This window comes from Xenorhabdus sp. PB30.3 (genome assembly GCF_963895965.1).
GTDB classification, from domain to species: Bacteria; Pseudomonadota; Gammaproteobacteria; order Enterobacterales; family Enterobacteriaceae; genus Xenorhabdus; species Xenorhabdus stockiae.
The window spans coordinates 66,223-83,751 of record NZ_CAWQMW010000002.1; the positions used below are offsets into that span (position 1 = coordinate 66,223).

14 protein-coding genes and 1 pseudogene are annotated in these 17,529 nt (G+C 42.5%); all 15 read left to right on the forward strand.

The genetic code is table 11. The features are described from left to right. Nucleotides 1–336: 336 nt before the first annotated feature. Nucleotides 337–1,833, forward strand: a complete 1,497-nt coding sequence (locus AACX38_RS00815) for a hypothetical protein (protein ID WP_228863360.1) — start codon at nucleotides 337–339, stop codon at nucleotides 1,831–1,833. A gap of 74 nt (nucleotides 1,834–1,907) precedes the next feature. Further along, complete coding sequence (locus tag AACX38_RS00820; RefSeq protein WP_228863361.1) at nucleotides 1,908–2,870, forward strand: Ig-like domain-containing protein; 963 nt, start codon at nucleotides 1,908–1,910, stop codon at nucleotides 2,868–2,870. A gap of 17 nt (nucleotides 2,871–2,887) precedes the next feature. Then, the gene (locus AACX38_RS00825; protein ID WP_228863362.1) at nucleotides 2,888–3,283 is read left to right on the forward strand and encodes a hypothetical protein; all 396 of its coding nucleotides are present in this window, start codon (nucleotides 2,888–2,890) and stop codon (nucleotides 3,281–3,283) included. A gap of 394 nt (nucleotides 3,284–3,677) precedes the next feature. Then, entirely contained in the window at nucleotides 3,678–5,999 is a 2,322-nt protein-coding gene (gene pbpC, locus AACX38_RS00830; RefSeq protein WP_228863363.1) for a peptidoglycan glycosyltransferase PbpC, read from the forward strand. A gap of 184 nt (nucleotides 6,000–6,183) precedes the next feature. After that, on the forward strand, nucleotides 6,184–6,510 hold the full coding sequence (locus tag AACX38_RS00835) for a hypothetical protein (protein WP_228863364.1): 327 nt from the start codon (nucleotides 6,184–6,186) through the stop codon (nucleotides 6,508–6,510). A gap of 420 nt (nucleotides 6,511–6,930) precedes the next feature. Continuing rightward, a complete protein-coding gene (gene ndk / locus AACX38_RS00840; protein ID WP_086956086.1) occupies nucleotides 6,931–7,359 on the forward strand; it encodes a nucleoside-diphosphate kinase in 429 nt (142 codons plus the stop codon). Between the two features lie 322 nt (nucleotides 7,360–7,681). Further along, nucleotides 7,682–8,878, forward strand: a complete 1,197-nt coding sequence (locus AACX38_RS00845) for a bifunctional tRNA (adenosine(37)-C2)-methyltransferase TrmG/ribosomal RNA large subunit methyltransferase RlmN (protein WP_099121952.1) — start codon at nucleotides 7,682–7,684, stop codon at nucleotides 8,876–8,878. 71 nt (nucleotides 8,879–8,949) lie between these two features. Continuing rightward, a complete protein-coding gene (locus AACX38_RS00850; RefSeq protein WP_228863365.1) occupies nucleotides 8,950–9,393 on the forward strand; it encodes a fimbrial assembly protein in 444 nt (147 codons plus the stop codon). Nucleotides 9,394–9,536: 143 nt separating this feature from the next. Beyond that, nucleotides 9,537–10,607: a cytoskeleton protein RodZ gene (rodZ, locus tag AACX38_RS00855; protein WP_228863366.1), complete on the forward strand. Its 1,071-nt coding sequence runs from the start codon at nucleotides 9,537–9,539 to the stop codon at nucleotides 10,605–10,607. A 149-nt stretch (nucleotides 10,608–10,756) separates the two neighbouring features. Then, the gene (gene ispG / locus AACX38_RS00860) at nucleotides 10,757–11,878 is read left to right on the forward strand and encodes a flavodoxin-dependent (E)-4-hydroxy-3-methylbut-2-enyl-diphosphate synthase (RefSeq protein ID WP_099121859.1); all 1,122 of its coding nucleotides are present in this window, start codon (nucleotides 10,757–10,759) and stop codon (nucleotides 11,876–11,878) included. Nucleotides 11,879–11,994: 116 nt separating this feature from the next. After that, entirely contained in the window at nucleotides 11,995–13,272 is a 1,278-nt protein-coding gene (gene hisS, locus AACX38_RS00865) for a histidine--tRNA ligase (RefSeq protein ID WP_099121858.1), read from the forward strand. An 11-nt stretch (nucleotides 13,273–13,283) separates the two neighbouring features. Continuing rightward, nucleotides 13,284–13,904 carry a YfgM family protein gene (locus tag AACX38_RS00870; protein ID WP_099121857.1) on the forward strand — a complete coding sequence of 207 codons (621 nt, stop codon included), beginning with the start codon at nucleotides 13,284–13,286 and terminating at the stop codon, nucleotides 13,902–13,904. 14 nt (nucleotides 13,905–13,918) lie between these two features. After that, nucleotides 13,919–15,091, forward strand: coding sequence for an outer membrane protein assembly factor BamB (gene bamB, locus AACX38_RS00875; protein WP_228863367.1), 1,173 nt, complete (start codon nucleotides 13,919–13,921; stop codon nucleotides 15,089–15,091). Nucleotides 15,092–15,264: 173 nt separating this feature from the next. Continuing rightward, complete coding sequence (gene der / locus AACX38_RS00880; protein ID WP_228863368.1) at nucleotides 15,265–16,758, forward strand: ribosome biogenesis GTPase Der; 1,494 nt, start codon at nucleotides 15,265–15,267, stop codon at nucleotides 16,756–16,758. Nucleotides 16,759–16,872: 114 nt separating this feature from the next. Further along, nucleotides 16,873–17,529 (forward strand): annotated as a pseudogene (locus AACX38_RS00885) (transposase); the annotation flags it as partial.

Sequence of the window (17,529 nt, forward strand, 5' to 3'; positions counted from 1 at the left end):
TTTATATTGCACTTATCATGTGAATGCAATTATTGTTTTTATTTTACTCAATATCTATATATGATAAAGTCGATTAAATAGAATATTAGATGTTTTTTAAAATATAAACATCTATTGTGTATGCACATTGATCTATTATTTGTTTCAATGTAATCTTTTTTTATAAATAGTAATTAATCATCTTTTTAAAAAGCATTATTATTTTCTACAATTAGTGTATTGAAGTCTTAAATATAAACCTCTATTAACTGAAAAATATAAATACTGGTATCAACTATACCATAGTGGTATGGCTTTCAGTTGAGAATAAGTCTAACACTTTTAAAGGATAATATAATGGCTCAACTTACTGTAGTTCCTAACAAGAGTAATGTTTTTAAAGATCAACCATTTAGTGTGATTGTAACGATAACAGGTGAAATAAATATTAATGATCAAATAAGAGTGAATGCAACTCAACTAACGGGTGTTAAATTATTAAGCACCTTGCCAGGCAACGTTAGTGGAGGAAATTTCACCCAAACATTAATATTTCAGGCAGATGGAACTAGTAGCAACTGCAGCATTTTGTTTTCTGCTAATACTCCAGATCATCTGAAGACAGAAGCGCAATATCAAGTAATTGATAATCCGAAATTGGATGCAGATAGTTGCAAGCTATCGCTTTCAAAATCTTATCTAGTCGATTTAGCCCCAGTGGATACTACAGCTACTCCAGGAAGTAACAACCCATTTGTTATTGCATCAATTAATCCAACTGTAAACAAGAATCCAATTCCAAACTATGATATTCATATTCTTACTAAAAGCCATGTAAGAATATATACACAAGACAAGGTTGAAATTAAACCCTATAAAACCATTAATCCAAGTAATGGATACCTATATTATGAGTATGTTATTCCAAAAACATCAGTAGATCCAGTTGTTCTGAGAATATATGCGACTAAACATCTCAATGATTTCGTTAGTCTTGAAACGCAATTCGGTAATTATTTTTATGATTCATTACAAGTTCTATTTATTTCTACTAATCCAACAAGAATATCACAGACTCTTGATGCACCCAAAATTAAGGAAGCATCGAATGGTAATCTAACTAGACCAGATAATCAAGATAGTCAGTTTACATTTGAAGTTTTGGGAAGTATAAAAATTACATCTGGTAGCTACTTAATTGGATTTGTAACAGATGATCTGAGTAACCCTTATAATCATCAGCTATGTTATGGTAAAATAGATATTGAAGAGAATGGATATTATAAGTTTCCAGCCAATTACACTGATATGCATGATGGTGTTAATTATATAAGTTATATTACCATAAATAATAATAATCAACCGGAAGGTTCTATTGGTAGAGAAATAGATTATAATAGTAATGGTAATAATGATCCAGATTCTACAGGTGGAGTGATGGTTCCGCCAGAGATATATGATCAATATGATGACTATATTAACGCAGACACTCCAATTAATCGTGACAGTATTGGAAATACAGGGCTTAATATTAAAATGCTTCACGATGAACATAAATCAGCTATAACTGTTGGAATAGGTGATGTCATTACAATTAAAGCATACATATCATATTGTGATGATGAATCAAACTCCAAACGACCTAACCCGGTTATTATTACAGGTGAACCAATAAATTCGGCGGATATAATAGATAATTATTATACAATGACTATTCCTGCCGATAAATTGATAGACTATAAGACATCTCCTAAAGCAAGTGAAGGAAAGATTACTATAGAATATAGTCGTCTTACTCAGAATAAGAGGTCAATACCTTCTGTAAGGTCGTTTGATACATCTAAACCTTATTAATCATAAGCATGTTCCTATTAATAATTTTTCATGGTTATTAGTAACTATCTATTATTAATTTTAAAGGATATTGTATGAGTGTAAGTTACCCAACTCCTTCTGCCCCTAGGTTGCCGCAAAGTTGCGATCATGTAATTGATATATCAAAAATCGCTAATAAGAAGGAGCTACTAATAAAAGTACCTAGATATATATGCCCTAGAATTAATGATACAATTATTGTTAGTCTCAATGAATATATATCCTCACTACCTCTAATTATTAGGTGTAATAATATTTATGAAGTGGAATATACATTCTCAATACCTTTTTCCTCTATTCCTCTTGGTGAGTATGAGGTTTTTTATACAATTTTCAATTGGGCAGATAATCGCAATCCATCTGATACTTTCAAGGTCAAAATTATAGATTCAAGTTCCACCTCTATATATCCACCTGTGCTAGCCACCTCTTTAAAAACCGAAATTTTAGCAAATGGTACACCGGCCAATGGTTATACGCCAAATTCTGTACTTATCACCGCATTTGATGAAGAAAGTGGAGTGTTACCAGGTGTGAAAATAGATATTAACTCCAATGATAAAACATGTGTTACACCATCTTCAGTTCTCACCGATCAAAATGGACAAGCCATTTTTAGTGCAATCTCGGACATTGGTGGTATTTCGTCAGTAAATGTGTCGTCAGGAGATATAAAATATAATGTTGAATTTTATTTTTCACCGGTTACTAGGGCGAAGGCAATAATAGTTGGAAGTCAGTCAATTGGTAATGAATATGAAATAATCACAATTAAACTTAACAATGAAAAGACTTCTAAAGAAATTAAAAATTCGCCCGTATATTATAAAATACATCAAGCTATAAATATAAATAGTGTTTTTGAAATAAATTCAAACAAAAGTCTGATTCAATCAATGGTCACGGATGAATATGGACAATTCAATATAAATTTGAAAGGTAAGTCTGGAGGTAGTTGTACTATATTTGTGACGGCTGATAATTGTGTTGGAAATGTAAAATATACTAAAAAATAACCATAAAGGTATTAATTATGTCAATGTCTAAAAAAATAGTTTTTTCGGATATAAAAAGTGGATGGTTTATTTCGTATTATTTTATGACGCAAGCTTTGTATGAATATACAATTGAAATACCAGCTGCAAACATCTGTTGGAACAAACCCCGCGGACAGCCTGTATATCCTTACGATCAAAATAAAAAATCTGATACATTTCTATATTCAGGACCAGATGGCGAGCTTACATGTATTGTCACATGTCCTGATACTGATAAGTTGGATAATAGTTTTAATGAAGGTACTATAGTGCCAAGTTCGGGGAGACCTGTTTTGGGCAGAACCTATTGTCTTGCCTTTGAGGATTTTGGAGGTTCAATCGATTATAATGATTGTTATATTAATATCGTAGGGTGGGTTTTTGCAGGATAAGCCTCCACTTCGCGCCATAAAAAGCTCTAATAACTCTCACCGTGGAGACATCATCTCTACGTTTTTTTTGCTAGGACGTGTTGACGTTTTGTCTTCATCATTTACTTGACCCACATGGGTAACGAGATAATGACAAAGGCCAGTGCTAATGTGCTGGCGTAATTTCGCACCTTTTCTACTAAGTTCGTAACTATATGCAAAGTTCTTCAGGTAGGTATTGACTGAAGTTTGACCATAGGCAAAATGCCTACCACTACCTAACTGTAGGAGCCATTTTCATCCGCTTCACTGCTGTAAGTATTGGAGGAAACTGTACCCATTTAGATATAGTTTCTTTGTCTATTCAGCCCTTATTACCGATAATAAGGGCTGATTTCTGTCGGATTCAGTTTCAATGAGAAAATATTTCCCCCGCATTTTCCAGGTTATTCTGGCTATCTTACTTATTCTGCCGACCACCTTATGGCTGGCAGACAAAATTTGGCCTTTACCATTAAAAGACGTCACCGCCGCACGTGTTGTTGTAGGCGCTGACGGTTCACCCTTATGGCGCTTTGCTGATAGCGAAGGGGTCTGGCGTTATCCCGTGACTCTAGAGCAGGTTTCCCCTGAATATATTCAGGCTTTGTTAACTTACGAAGATCGCTGGTTTTACCAGCATCCGGGAGTGAATCCTATCTCGTTGTTACGGGCAGCTTGGCAGGATATACGCGCTGGTAAAATCGTATCGGGGGGAAGCACGATCTCTATGCAGGTTGCCCGTTTGATAGATCCGCATTCACGTACTTTTAGCGGAAAGTTAAAACAGCTTTGGCGTACTCTGCAATTAGAGTGGCACTATTCGAAAGACGAGATTCTGGAGATGTATCTGAACCGTGCGCCATTTGGTGGCACGTTACAGGGCATAGGGGCGGCAAGTTGGGCTTATCTGGGAAAGTCGCCGTCAGATCTGTCATCCGGTGAAGCTGCGTTACTGGCAGTGTTACCACAGGCTCCGAGCCGTTTAAGGCCGGATCGCTATCCTGAGCGTGCTCAGGCTGCCCGTGACAAAGTATTGCAGCGATTGAAGCAGTATGGTGTCTGGTCAGCAGAAAAAGTGGCGGATATTGAGGAAGAAAATCTGTGGCTGGCTCCTCGTCAGGTTCCTCAGCGTGCCCCTCTTTTAGCAAGACGAATGGCTCTCAATAATCAGCAGGAAATCCTCCGAACCACTATTGATACCGGTTTGCAGCGCCAACTGGAAGATATGGTACTTAACTGGAAATATCAGTTAGCGGAAAAAACATCAATTGGTGTGCTGGTGGTCGATCATACGGATATGACAGTGAAGGCTTATATTGGCTCGGCGGATTTTCAGGATAACAGCCGTTTTGGTCATGTTGATATGGTCAGCGCGTGGCGCTCTCCGGGTTCGACATTAAAGCCTTTTCTGTATGCAATGGCGCTGGATGATGGCCTTATTCATGCGGAATCTCTTTTACAGGATGTTCCCCGCCGTTTCGATAATTATCGGCCGGGAAATTTTGATAGTGGATTTAATGGCCCGGTCAGTGCCAGTGAGGCACTGACTCGTTCACTAAACTTGCCGGTAGTACAGCTTCTTGAAGCTTATGGCGCGAAACGGTTTACTGCCAATTTGCGTAATGCAGGTATGACGCTGCGTTTCCCTCTGGGAAGTGAGCCGAATCTGGCGCTGATTCTTGGAGGAACTTCGGTTCGTATGGATCAGCTGGTTTCTGTTTACAGTGCGTTTGCCCGTCAGGGAAAAGTCTCTCCGTTACGCTTTACTTCACAGCAGGAACTGCGGGACAGGCAGCTTTTTACTCCGGGAGCAGCCTGGATTGTCAGGCGGATTATGGCAGGGGAAAGCCGCCCGCTACCGGATAATGTCTTACCTGCCGAAGTGCCACTGGCATGGAAAACAGGCACGAGTTATGGCTATCGTGATGCATGGGCAATCGGTTTAAATGCCCGATACACCATCGGTGTTTGGGTCGGCAGGCCGGACGGGACACCTGTAGCAGGGCAGTCTGGTTATGCTACAGCAATTCCTATCATGAACCAGATTCATGGGTTATTGATGGCTGACTTGCGCTATGGTTCGCAACCTATTCCTGTTGATCCGCGACCGGAAAATGTCAGTCAGGCAGTTATTTGCTGGCCGAGTGGTATGGTATTCCGGTCGGAAGACAGCAACTGCCGTCAGCGCCGTTTGAGCTGGATTCTGGATAACACTATCCCGCCGACACTGCCATCTACGGGGCAGGAATCGATTTCGGGTATTCATGAACAGATATGGGTCGATAAAAACGGTTTGCGTGTTGCTGCTGATTGCCCTGATGCCCGACCTGAAACAATCTCTTTATGGCCGATTGCACTGGAAGCATGGCTACCAGAGAAAGAGCGTCGGGCAAATCGTCTTCCTTCAATTAATCCTCAGTGCCCGCCAATGAAAACAGATGACGCACCGTTATTGATTACCGGTATCCGAGAAGGGGATATTCTGACTCGCTTGCCCGGTCAACGGACGTTGGATCTGCGGGTAGCAACACAGGGTGGTCAGGGACAGCAATGGTGGTTTTTGAATGGTGAGCAGGTTACCGTGACTGAAAATAACCAGTCGTGGACGAAAACATTGTCACAGTCAGGAAAATATCAGCTTAGTGTTTTAGATCTGAGTGGGCAAATCAGCATAATTAATTTTGTATTAAACTGATCCGGTTACGATTTGTGGTGTAGGTCAAAAATTTCGTCATAAACAAAAAATTAATTGTATTTTTTGTTTTAAAGTAAACTTATTGCTGTTCTGTTCGGAATATATTGATCTTTTAAGATGTTGAGTCAGTAAGTTGTAATTTATTTAATAGCTGTATGTTAATTCAACCAGTGAGGAAATAAAGATGAAAGTTGTTTCATATGCTTTGTTGCTGGGTTTATTTTATGTACCCGTTTCTTTGGCAGATACATCAGCAAAAGATATTGATAATAAAATAGTAATTAAAGAAGTGGTTAATCAGGGGGCATTGAAAAAATGCACCCATTTATTACCTGAAGGACATAAATATACTATTAGCATTATCGGTACTTCTGATAAGACAACAAAAGACAGTAATGAGCAGTTTACAGGGCAATTTGAAGTTTCTGATGAAACTAAAAAACCACTGGATGAAAAAAGACAAGAGCAGGTTAAGCCTTTTATTCAGTGTGTGAAAGATACGGTTTTGTAACTGAAATTGTTTAAATAATGATATAACGCGCGAAGTCAATGATCTTGGTCAGAATGCCTATGCGGGAAATTATCGCCTGCATAGGCATTATTTTATAAAATGAATCAATAAGACAGTGCATATCGATAGAAAAGTAAGATATCTGAAATAGGAGTTAGTGCTGAAAATGTGTTTAACTCGTATCGTCTTTAATTGGTTTGTACTGCAAAAATGTGATTTGTGCTAAAAAATTATCATTTTCGCTAAGAATGTTTTAATAAAATGTTGTGTTTTTTGTAGGCAAGCCGAAAGTCTCCTCCTATAATCAACGCCTATTTTTATTCCTGTCAGGAAAACAGGATAAATTCTGTCCTTCTGTGTTATCAGGGGGAATATAAAATTAAAATGAATCATCGCTGAAAGTGCCAAAGGGGTTATCCAATGACGATTGAACGTACTTTTTCCATTATTAAACCTAATGCTGTGAAGAAAGATGTTATCGGTTCCATCTATGCTCGTTTTGAAAGTGCCGGTTTTAAAATCATCGCTGCTAAAATGCTGCATTTAACTCGTGAACAAGCTGAAGGTTTTTATGCCGAGCACAAAGGCCGCCCTTTCTTTGATGGTCTGGTAGAGTTCATGACATCCGGCCCAATCATGGTACAGGTTCTGGAAGGTGAAAATGCAGTTCAGCGTCACCGTGATCTGATGGGTGCAACTAACCCGGACAACGCGCTGGCTGGTACTCTGCGTGCTGATTATGCCGACAGTTTTACTGAAAATGCGGTACACGGCTCAGATTCCATTGAATCTGCAAACCGTGAAATTGCTTACTTCTTCAGTGATGATGAAGTTTTCTCTCGCAGCTAATATTCAATAAGTTTCGAGTTGCTTCAAAAAGACGACCTGAAAGATGGTCGGGATGTTTAGTTCTCGTAGCATCTGAACAGTAAAGTTTGTACAATGTCGCGCCCCGCTGATTTGACTTAGCGGGGCGTTTATTATTTCATTTCAATTAACGATTAACGCTGGATATGTTTTCGCAAAAGAGACCATGTATTGCGTTATATTTATTGAATATGAAGTCTGTTTACTGAATCAGTAGTCACCGCATGAAAACTTAGTGCTGAAACACAATCAGCACAGAGCCGAAAGTGTAACAACGAGGCGATGTAACAATATGTCCCAGACAATGTCCCAACCTAATACAGCCGAACAATGTTCAACTTCTGCCACTTCTTTCACACCTGATAAGACTTTTACGCGGGATAAGACAAGCGGCAAAATTAATCTGCTTGATCTCAACCGCAAACAAATGCGTCAGTTTTTCATTGAAATGGGGGAAAAACCTTTTCGTGCCGATCAGGTCATGAAATGGATGTACCACTATTGCTATGACGACTTTGAGCAAATGACTGACATCAATAAAGTGCTCAGGGCAAAACTACAACAGGTTGCTGAAATCAGAGCACCTGAAGTTGCAGAAGAACAGCGTTCTTCGGATGGTACTATCAAGTGGGCAATTACTGTTGGCGATCAACAGGTCGAAACAGTTTATATTCCGGAAGATGACCGGGCGACACTGTGTGTCTCATCTCAGGTAGGGTGCGCTTTAGAATGTAAGTTTTGCTCTACTGCCCAGCAGGGTTTTAACCGCAACCTGCGGGTTTCTGAAATTATTGGTCAGGTCTGGCGCGCAGCTAAAATTATTGGTTCGCTGAAATCCAGTGGTCGCCGCCCAATCACCAATGTGGTGATGATGGGCATGGGAGAGCCGTTGCTGAACCTGAACAATGTGGTGCCGGCCATGGAAATCATGATGGATGATTTTGGATTTGGCCTGTCAAAACGTCGCGTAACCCTGTCAACATCCGGCGTAGTGCCTGCACTGGATAAACTGGGTGATATGATCGACGTCGCTCTGGCAATTTCTCTCCATGCACCCACTGACGATATCCGTGATGAAATTGTACCGATTAACCGTAAGTACAATATCGAAGAGTTTCTGGCTGGTGTCCGCCGCTATCTGACTAAGTCGAATGCTAATCAGGGACGGGTCACGGTAGAGTATGTGATGCTCGATCACGTGAATGACAGCGTGGAACAGGCTCACCAATTGGCAGAATGCCTGAAAGATACACCAAGTAAAATCAACCTGATCCCCTGGAACCCGTTCCCCGGAGCACCTTACGGGCGTAGCTCCAACAGCCGGATTGACCGTTTCTCCAAGGTACTGATGGGATATGGCTTTACTACCATCGTGCGTAAAACCAGAGGTGATGATATCGATGCTGCCTGTGGACAGCTAGCTGGCGAAGTTATCGACAGAACCAAGCGGACAATGAGAAAACGTCTGGCAGGTGAACCTATTCAGGTAAAAACAGTCTAATTTTTTGTTCAATTCTTGTAATTGGCTAAAAATCTGGCGAAGTTTGACATATCCTTATAAATGAAAATGATATGATACGGAAATCAATAATTTGGTCTATAGTTTGTTTGAGTCTGGTGGCAGGTTGTGCGGAGCATCCTCAGAACCGGGCTCCTCATGCTGTTGCAGTAGATACCCGATTACAGTTAGGGAAGGCATATCTGGCAGAACGTAATTTATCGGCTGCCAGATTTCATTTTCAGAAAGTTTTACTGGCTGAACCCCGTCATCCGCAAGCTCATTTGGGGATGGCGCTGCATGAACAATATGCGGGTCAGCCTGAATCCGCCGACCGTCACTACAGAATGGCAATGCAGTACGGAGCAGGAGATGATACTGTAATAGGTCATTATTACGTTTTTCTCTGTGAACAAAGACGGTATAAAGAAGCTAAAAATTTGGTCTCGGACAATTTGGTCACAGATAATTTGGTTATAAAGAGTAACACCGGCTTCTATGCCCATTGCGGTGAATAATTGCAATAAGTAGGAATTGTGATAAATGATTGCCTACGTTTTATGCAGTATGAAATGATTTCGCTACACAAGTTAAATTGTGTCTGATAGTCAATTAACTTGTGTGAATATTTTAACCTGAACAGTACCAGTGTCCTTAGATAATGAAGACTGAAACTCATCCAGAAGAAGCTAATCTGACAACGGGTCAGATCTTGCGTCAAGCTCGTGAAAAACATGAGCTTTCTCAGCAGACTGTGGCAGATCGCTTGTGTCTTAAAGTGTCCACTGTTCGTGATATTGAAGAAGATAATGTTCCTGACAATATCGTACCCACATTTTTTCGCGGTTATATCCGTGCTTATGCGAAACTTGTTCAGGTGCCTGAGTCTGAGATCTTAGCCAAGATCGATGTACAGATGCAGCATAAGGCAGTAAAAACATCTCAGATGCAGAGCTTTTCTGCCCAAAAAATACGTAAGAAACGTGATGGCTGGCTGATGAAATTCACATGGCTTGTCATTATTGTGTTATTGGGTATGACAGGTGTGTGGTGGTGGCAGAATTATAATATTCAGCAAAAAGACTTGGCTTCAATGACAGAACAGTCTGATATACAGGCACAAAAGTCTGCCAGTGAACTGAGTGATACTCAATCTGTGACAGCCAGTTCCACCCTAAATACGACAGAAGTGCAATCTGGTACAGCTCAAACAGAGAAGAATGTACAAGTACCATTAAATAGTACAACTACAGATAGTCAGGTGCCATTATCTTCCGGTGCTCCTTCATCAACTCAGACTAGCTCAGTGCCACAGTCGGGTAGTCAGCCGCTGACGGCTTCTGGTAATACTGCCTCCACTGGTGTTTCTCCTGTAAATCAGGGAGCAGAGAATTCAGTTACAACGAATATCACGCCAGACGCTGTGTCATCAACGAATCCTGTATCAACAACTCCCTTATCAACGACTGAAAATCAGTCCAGTGTCGCGAACAGCAATGAACTGGTATTTAATTTCAAAGGCAGATGCTGGCTGGAAATTAAAGATGCCAACGGTAAGAAACTGTTTAGTGGTACCAAAAGTAAGGGCGATAGCCTGAAATTATCAGGAGTTTTACCTTATTCACTTAATATCGGGGCACCTGCTCAGGTCGAGGTAGAGTTTCAGGGAAAACGTGTGAATATGGATGCGTTTATTAAGAAAGGCACCAATGCCAGACTGACACTGCCATAAGCGGATTTATGGTTTTGACACGTTTACTGGGCACATACTTTGAGACGAATGTTGAGCTGGGGTTCAGGTTCGTCTATGTGTATTATTCACCACAGCATAGTTGTAATTTTTATAAATAAAATACAGGGATGTAGGGGAGTAATGTAAAAATGCATAATGAATCACCGATAACAAGACGTAAATCCACACGTATCTATGTCGGTAATGTACCTATTGGAGATAATGCACCTATTGCGGTGCAGTCAATGACGAACACACGGACAACAGATGTTGAAGCGACTGTTAATCAGATCAAATCGCTGGAGCGTGTAGGTGTTGATATTGTCCGTGTTTCGGTGCCAACCATGGATGCGGCGGAAGCCTTTAAACTCATCAAGCAGCAAGTCAATGTCCCGTTAGTTGCCGATATCCATTTTGATTATCGTATCGCATTAAAAGTTGCCGAATACGGTGTTGACTGTTTGCGTATTAATCCCGGAAATATTGGTAATGAAGAGCGGATCCGTCAGGTTGTAGATTGCGCTCGCCATCATAATATACCAATCCGTATTGGGGTTAATGGCGGCTCTTTGGAAAAAGATTTACAGGAAAAATACGGAGAGCCGACACCAGAAGCCTTGGTGGAATCGGCTATGCGTCATGTAGATATTCTTGACCGCCTTAACTTTGACCAGTTCAAGGTCAGTGTTAAAGCATCTGATGTCTTCCTTGCTGTAGGTGCCTATCGTTTGCTGGCGCAGAAAATTGATCAGCCGCTGCATTTAGGCATTACCGAAGCCGGTGGTGCCCGTGCTGGTGCGGTGAAATCTTCAATCGGTTTGGGAATGCTGTTATCCGAAGGTATTGGGGACACTTTGCGTATCTCTCTGGCGGCAGATCCGGTAGAAGAGGTTAAAGTTGGCTTCGATATTCTGAAAGCACTGCGCATTCGTTCAAGAGGTATCAATTTCATTGCCTGCCCGACCTGCTCCCGTCAGGAATTTGACGTTATCGGTACAGTCAATGCGCTTGAACAACGCCTTGAAGATCTGATCACTCCGATGGATGTTTCCATCATCGGCTGTGTTGTCAATGGTCCCGGAGAAGCTGAAGTTTCTACATTGGGCGTGACAGGCGCAAAAACAAAAAGTGGTTTTTATGAAGATGGCGTTCGTCAGAAAGAACGTCTCAATAATAATGATTTGATTGACCAGCTTGAAGCGAAAATCCGGGCCAAGGCTGCGATCCTTGATGCCAGTAAACGAATCAGTATCAATCAGCTCGAAAAGTAAAATTCAATACCGGCTCATGTTATTTGAGTCGGTATTATTTTGTTTGCTGATTGAACCTTGAGAATATTCGCTTTTATAATCGACTCTATTGTAAAAATATTAATAAGAGATAAAACATGGCAAAAAACATTTCGGCTATTCGTGGCATGAACGACTGCCTTCCTGCTGAAACAGCGATTTGGCAACGTGTTGAGTCTACAATAAAACGTGTGCTGGCTGGTTATGGCTTCAGTGAAATCAGAACACCGGTTGTAGAGCAGACCCCGTTATTCAAGCGAGCTATCGGGGAAGTGACTGATGTGGTCGAAAAAGAAATGTATACATTTAATGACCGCAACGGAGAAAGCCTGACCCTGCGCCCGGAAAACACTGCTGGTTGTGTTCGTGCCGGTATCGAACATGGTCTGCTGTACAATCAGGAACAGCGTTTATGGTACATCGGCCAGATGTTCCGTTATGAGCGCCCGCAAAAAGGCCGTTATCGTCAGTTTCATCAATTGGGCGCTGAAGTGTTTGGTCTTCAGGGGCCGGATATTGACGCTGAAATGATCCTGATGACTGCACGCTGGTGGCGGGAGTTGGGTATTGCTGAGCATGTGACACTAGAGTTGAATTCCATCGGTTCTCTGGAAGCACGGGCAAACTATCGTGATGCTCTGGTTGCTTTCCTTGAGCAGCATAAAGATAAATTGGACGAAGATTGTCTGCGTCGCATGTATACTAACCCATTGCGCGTACTGGATTCTAAAAATCCGGAGGTTCAGGCACTTCTTAACGATGCCCCGGCTCTGTTTGATTATCTTGATGCAGAATCAAAAGAACACTTTGACGGCCTGTGCCGGAATCTGGATGCTGCGGGTATTCAATATCGTATTAACCAGCGTCTGGTGCGTGGTCTTGACTATTATAACCGCACAGTTTTTGAATGGGTCACTTCTGCTTTGGGTGCGCAGGGTACGGTCTGTGCCGGTGGGCGTTATGATGGTCTGGTTGAGCAACTGGGTGGGAAATCAACACCTGCGGTCGGCTTTGCCATGGGTATGGAACGCATGATTCTGTTGGTTCAGGAAGTGAACCCTGAATTTGTTGCCGATCTCACGGTTGCAGATGTTTACCTTTCTTCCTTCGGGGAAGGCAGTCAGCAGGCAGCACTGATTCTGGCAGAGAAAATCCGTGATGAATTACCGGAATTACGCCTGATGACCAATCACGGTGGCGGTAACTTTAAGAAACAACTGGGGCGTGCTGGTAAGCACGGTGCCAAAATTGCCCTGCTTTTAGGGGAAGATGAAATTAGTACAGGTAATGTCACCGTGAAAGATTTACGAAATGGTGAGCAACAAACATTACCACAACAAACGATCGCAGCACGTTTGAGCGAACTGTTAGGCTAAGGAGAGACTCTGTGGAAGTCTATACCACTGAAACTGAACAAGTTGATGCAATAAAGCGTTTTTTCGTTAACAACGGTAAATATATTGCTGTTGGCTTAGTACTGGGGATTGGGGCAATTATTGGCTGGCGTTACTGGCAATCTCATCAAACAAATCAGTTACAAGATACTGCAACAGCATTTGAGCAAATGAACCAGTCATTAGCATCAGGTTCGAAAGAAGGTATCTCAGCCGCAGAGAAATTCGCTAACGAAACGAATAATATCTACGGTGTGATGGCAGATATGGAACTGGCAAAACATGTGGCTGATAAGAATGATCTGGCGCAGGCAGAAAAATATTTACTGACTGCTACAGGTAAAGCTAAAGATCAGGATATACAGGCTTTGTCAGATATTCGTCTGGCCCGCATTCAGTTAGCCGAAGATAAAACTGATGCAGCACTAAAAACGCTGGAGCAGGTAAAAAGCAAAGGATGGCAAATCATCACTGAGAATATCCGTGGTGATATTCTGGCGAAGAAAGGTGATATAGCAGGTGCGCGTGAAGCATACTCCAGAGGGTTGGAATCTCAGGGAGCTCAGGCTTTGAAAGAGAGAATGCAAGTTAAACTAGATAATTTATCCAATTAAGGGAGCCAACTCTAATGCAACTGCGTAAAACACTTCTGGTTGGGCTGGTTGCTTCTGTTCTGCTGGCGGGTTGCTCAAGTGAACAGGATACGGTCATAATGTCTCCGCTGCCAAAGGTTGAAAACCAATTCAATCCTCATGTGGTGTGGGATAAGTCGGTTGGAAGTGGAGTTGGTCATTACTACTCTCACTTATCACCTGCATGGCAAGGCTCTGCTGTTTATGTTGCCGATCGTAATGGTATTATCAAAGCATTTGATATAGATAGCGGCAAAGAGTTGTGGTCTACCGACCTGTCAGAGAAAACAGGTTTTCTGTCGTCACGTTTGCCTGCGTTATTATCCGGTGGTTTGACGGTATCAGGTGATCGTCTGTATGTTGGCACAGAGAAAGCCAAAGTTATCGCATTAGATACTACAACCGGCAAAGTTGAGTGGGAAACGCAGGTTGCTGGTGAAGCGTTATCCCGTCCGGTGTTAAGTGATAACCTTATCCTGATTCATACCGGTAATGGGATGTTACAGGCATTGAATGCAAATGATGGCTCTATCGCCTGGTCCATCAATATGGATACGCCTCCGTTGTCCGTCCGTGGTGAGTCAGCTCCCGCTGTGGCATATGGTGCTGCGATTGTCGGTGGTGATAATGGTCGTGTCAGTGCTGTGCTGCTTTCACAGGGGCAACTTATTTGGCAACAGCGTATCTCTCAGGTCACTGGTGCAACGGAAATTGATCGTCTGAATGATGTTGATATGACACCGGTCATTTCTGATAATGTCATTTATGCCATTGCCTATAATGGCAATCTGGTTGCAATGGATATGCGCTCTGGTCAGATAATCTGGAAACGTGATCTTGGTTCCGTCAATGATATGGTTGTGACTGACAACAATATTTTTGTTGTAGATCAGGATGATCGTATTTTATCCCTGCGTAAAAGTGATGGGGTAACCATTTGGTCCCAGAACGATTTGTTGCACCGTAATCTGACTGCCCCGGAAATGTATAACGGCTATCTGGTTGTGGGTGATGGAGAAGGTTATCTGCATTGGCTGAATATGGAAGATGGTCAGTTTATGGCTCAGCATAAGGTTGATAGCTCAGGCTTATTAAGCCGTCCGGTTATCGCCAGTGATAAACTGATGGTGCAGGCAAGGGATGGTAAAGTTTACCTGTATACACGCTGATATACAGTAAATATTTTAATGCGTTTTATCCGAACACGGCTCCTGTAATGACAGGAGCCGTGTCGTCTTTTTAGTATCTTGCAGTTATGAGAAGAAGATTTTGTTGTGAACGAACTTCAAGCGCCTCTTTTTTTGCGGGATATCGATTTACATTTAGTCATGAGGCATCAAAAATGATACCTGTCGTTGCGCTGGTTGGGCGCCCCAATGTTGGAAAGTCTACTTTATTTAACCGCTTAACCCGTACCAGAGATGCATTGGTTGCGGATTTTCCCGGTTTAACCCGCGACCGTAAATATGGACGTGCGGAAGTTGAAGGGAAAGAATTTATTATCGTTGATACCGGTGGTATTGACGGAACAGAAGAGGGCGTAGAAACACATATGGCTACGCAATCTTTGATGGCAATCGAAGAAGCAGACATTGTCCTGTTTATGGTTGATGCCAGATCCGGGCTGATGCCTGCGGATCACGCGATTGCAAAGCATTTGCGCAGCCGTGAAAAGTCGACGTTTTTAGTCGCGAATAAGACTGACGGTATCGATATTGATACATCTGTTGCTGAATTTTATTCTCTGGGATTGGGGGATATACATTCTATCGCTGCTTCTCATGGACGTGGCGTAACACAATTGATTGAGCATGCACTGTTGCCTTTCTATGCAGACGAGGAAGGTGCAGAGGAAATTGAATTAACGGAAGAAGAAGCTAACGCTGCTTACTGGGCTGAGTTAGAACAGGCTGAACAAGACGCTGCTGAAGAAGCTGAGCAGGAAGATGACTTCGATCCGACAACTCTGCCATTGAAGTTAGCTATCGTCGGGCGCCCAAATGTGGGTAAATCCACGCTGACTAACCGTATTTTGGGTGAAGAGCGCGTTGTTGTCTTCGATATGCCGGGTACGACCCGTGACAGTATCTACATTCCGATGGAACGTGATGGTCGTGAATATGTGCTGATTGACACAGCGGGAGTTCGTAAACGTGGCAAGGTGACAGAAACGGTAGAGAAATTCTCCGTTATCAAAACACTTCAGGCAATTGAAGATGCGAACGTCGTTATGCTGGTGGTTGATGCCCGTGAAGGTATTTCGGATCAGGATCTTTCCCTGTTGGGCTTTATTCTTAACAGCGGCCGCTCCTTAGTCATCGCGGTGAACAAATGGGATGGCATGACTCAGGAAGACCGTGATCATGTTAAGGATATGCTGGATTTACGTCTGGGGTTTGTTGATTTTGCCCGTGTCCACTTTATTTCTGCTTTGCATGGCAGCGGAGTAGGGAATCTGTTTGATTCTATTCTGGAAGCTTATGAAAGTGCGACCCGTCGTGTCAATACGTCCATGCTTACCCGTATTATGCGTATGGCTGAAGATGATCATCAGCCACCAATAATACGCGGGCGCAGGGTTAAAATGAAATATGCTCATGCCGGAGGATATAATCCGCCAATCGTTGTTATTCACGGCAATCAGGTAACAGGCTTGCCTGATTCGTATAAGCGCTACTTAATGAATTATTTCCGCCGTTCTTTAAAAGTGATGGGTACACCTATTCGTATTCAGTTTAAAGAAGGGGCTAACCCGTATGCGGGTAAGAAAAACACATTAACGGCAACACAGTTACGTAAACGTAAGCGTTTGATGGAACATTTGAAAAAGCGTTAATTAAGCAAAAAAATAAAGAGCTATTTATAGCTCTCAGATTACTGACAAAGTGCTGGTTTTTTATCCGGCACTTTGATTTAATCAAATTCCGTTCACCCGACGGAGCTTGCCGCCATGTTAAGAATACCCCCTCCCCAAACTTTCCCGCCCGAAACACTCTCGCTCGATGCGCTTGTGCCTCAACATCATTTAGTCCGTCAAGTCGATGCCGCCCTGGATTTCGAATTTATTCGGGAGTTAGTTGCCCCTTTGTACTGCCACAATAATGGTCGCCCAGCGATAGACCCGGTCATGCTGATTAAAATGATGCTGCTGGGGTATTTATTTGGTATCCCCAGCGAACGCCGGTTAGTCCAGGAGATTCAGGTCAATCTGGCTTACCGCTGGTTTTTGCGACTCGGGTTGACCGAAAAAGTCCCGGATGCCTCAACCCTCAGCCAGAACCGCCGACGCCGGTTCAACCATTCTGATGTTTTCCAGCAAATTTTCGACCGCATCGTTGAGCAGGCTATCAACCGAGGTTTTGTTAGCGGCCGGGTGTTCTATACGGACAGCACGCACCTGAAAGCCAGTGCCAATCCGCATAAATCAGAGAATGTCTTGCGGCCCGTCCTCCCCGGGGCTTATCTGGACGAGTTGGAAAACGCCGTGAATGAAGACCGGGTGAAGTCCGGAAAAAAAGCCTGACGCCAACTCATAAGGAACGGCAAAGAAAGACCAAAGTCAGTACAACTGACCCAGAAAGTGGCTTTATGCACCGGACAAATAAGC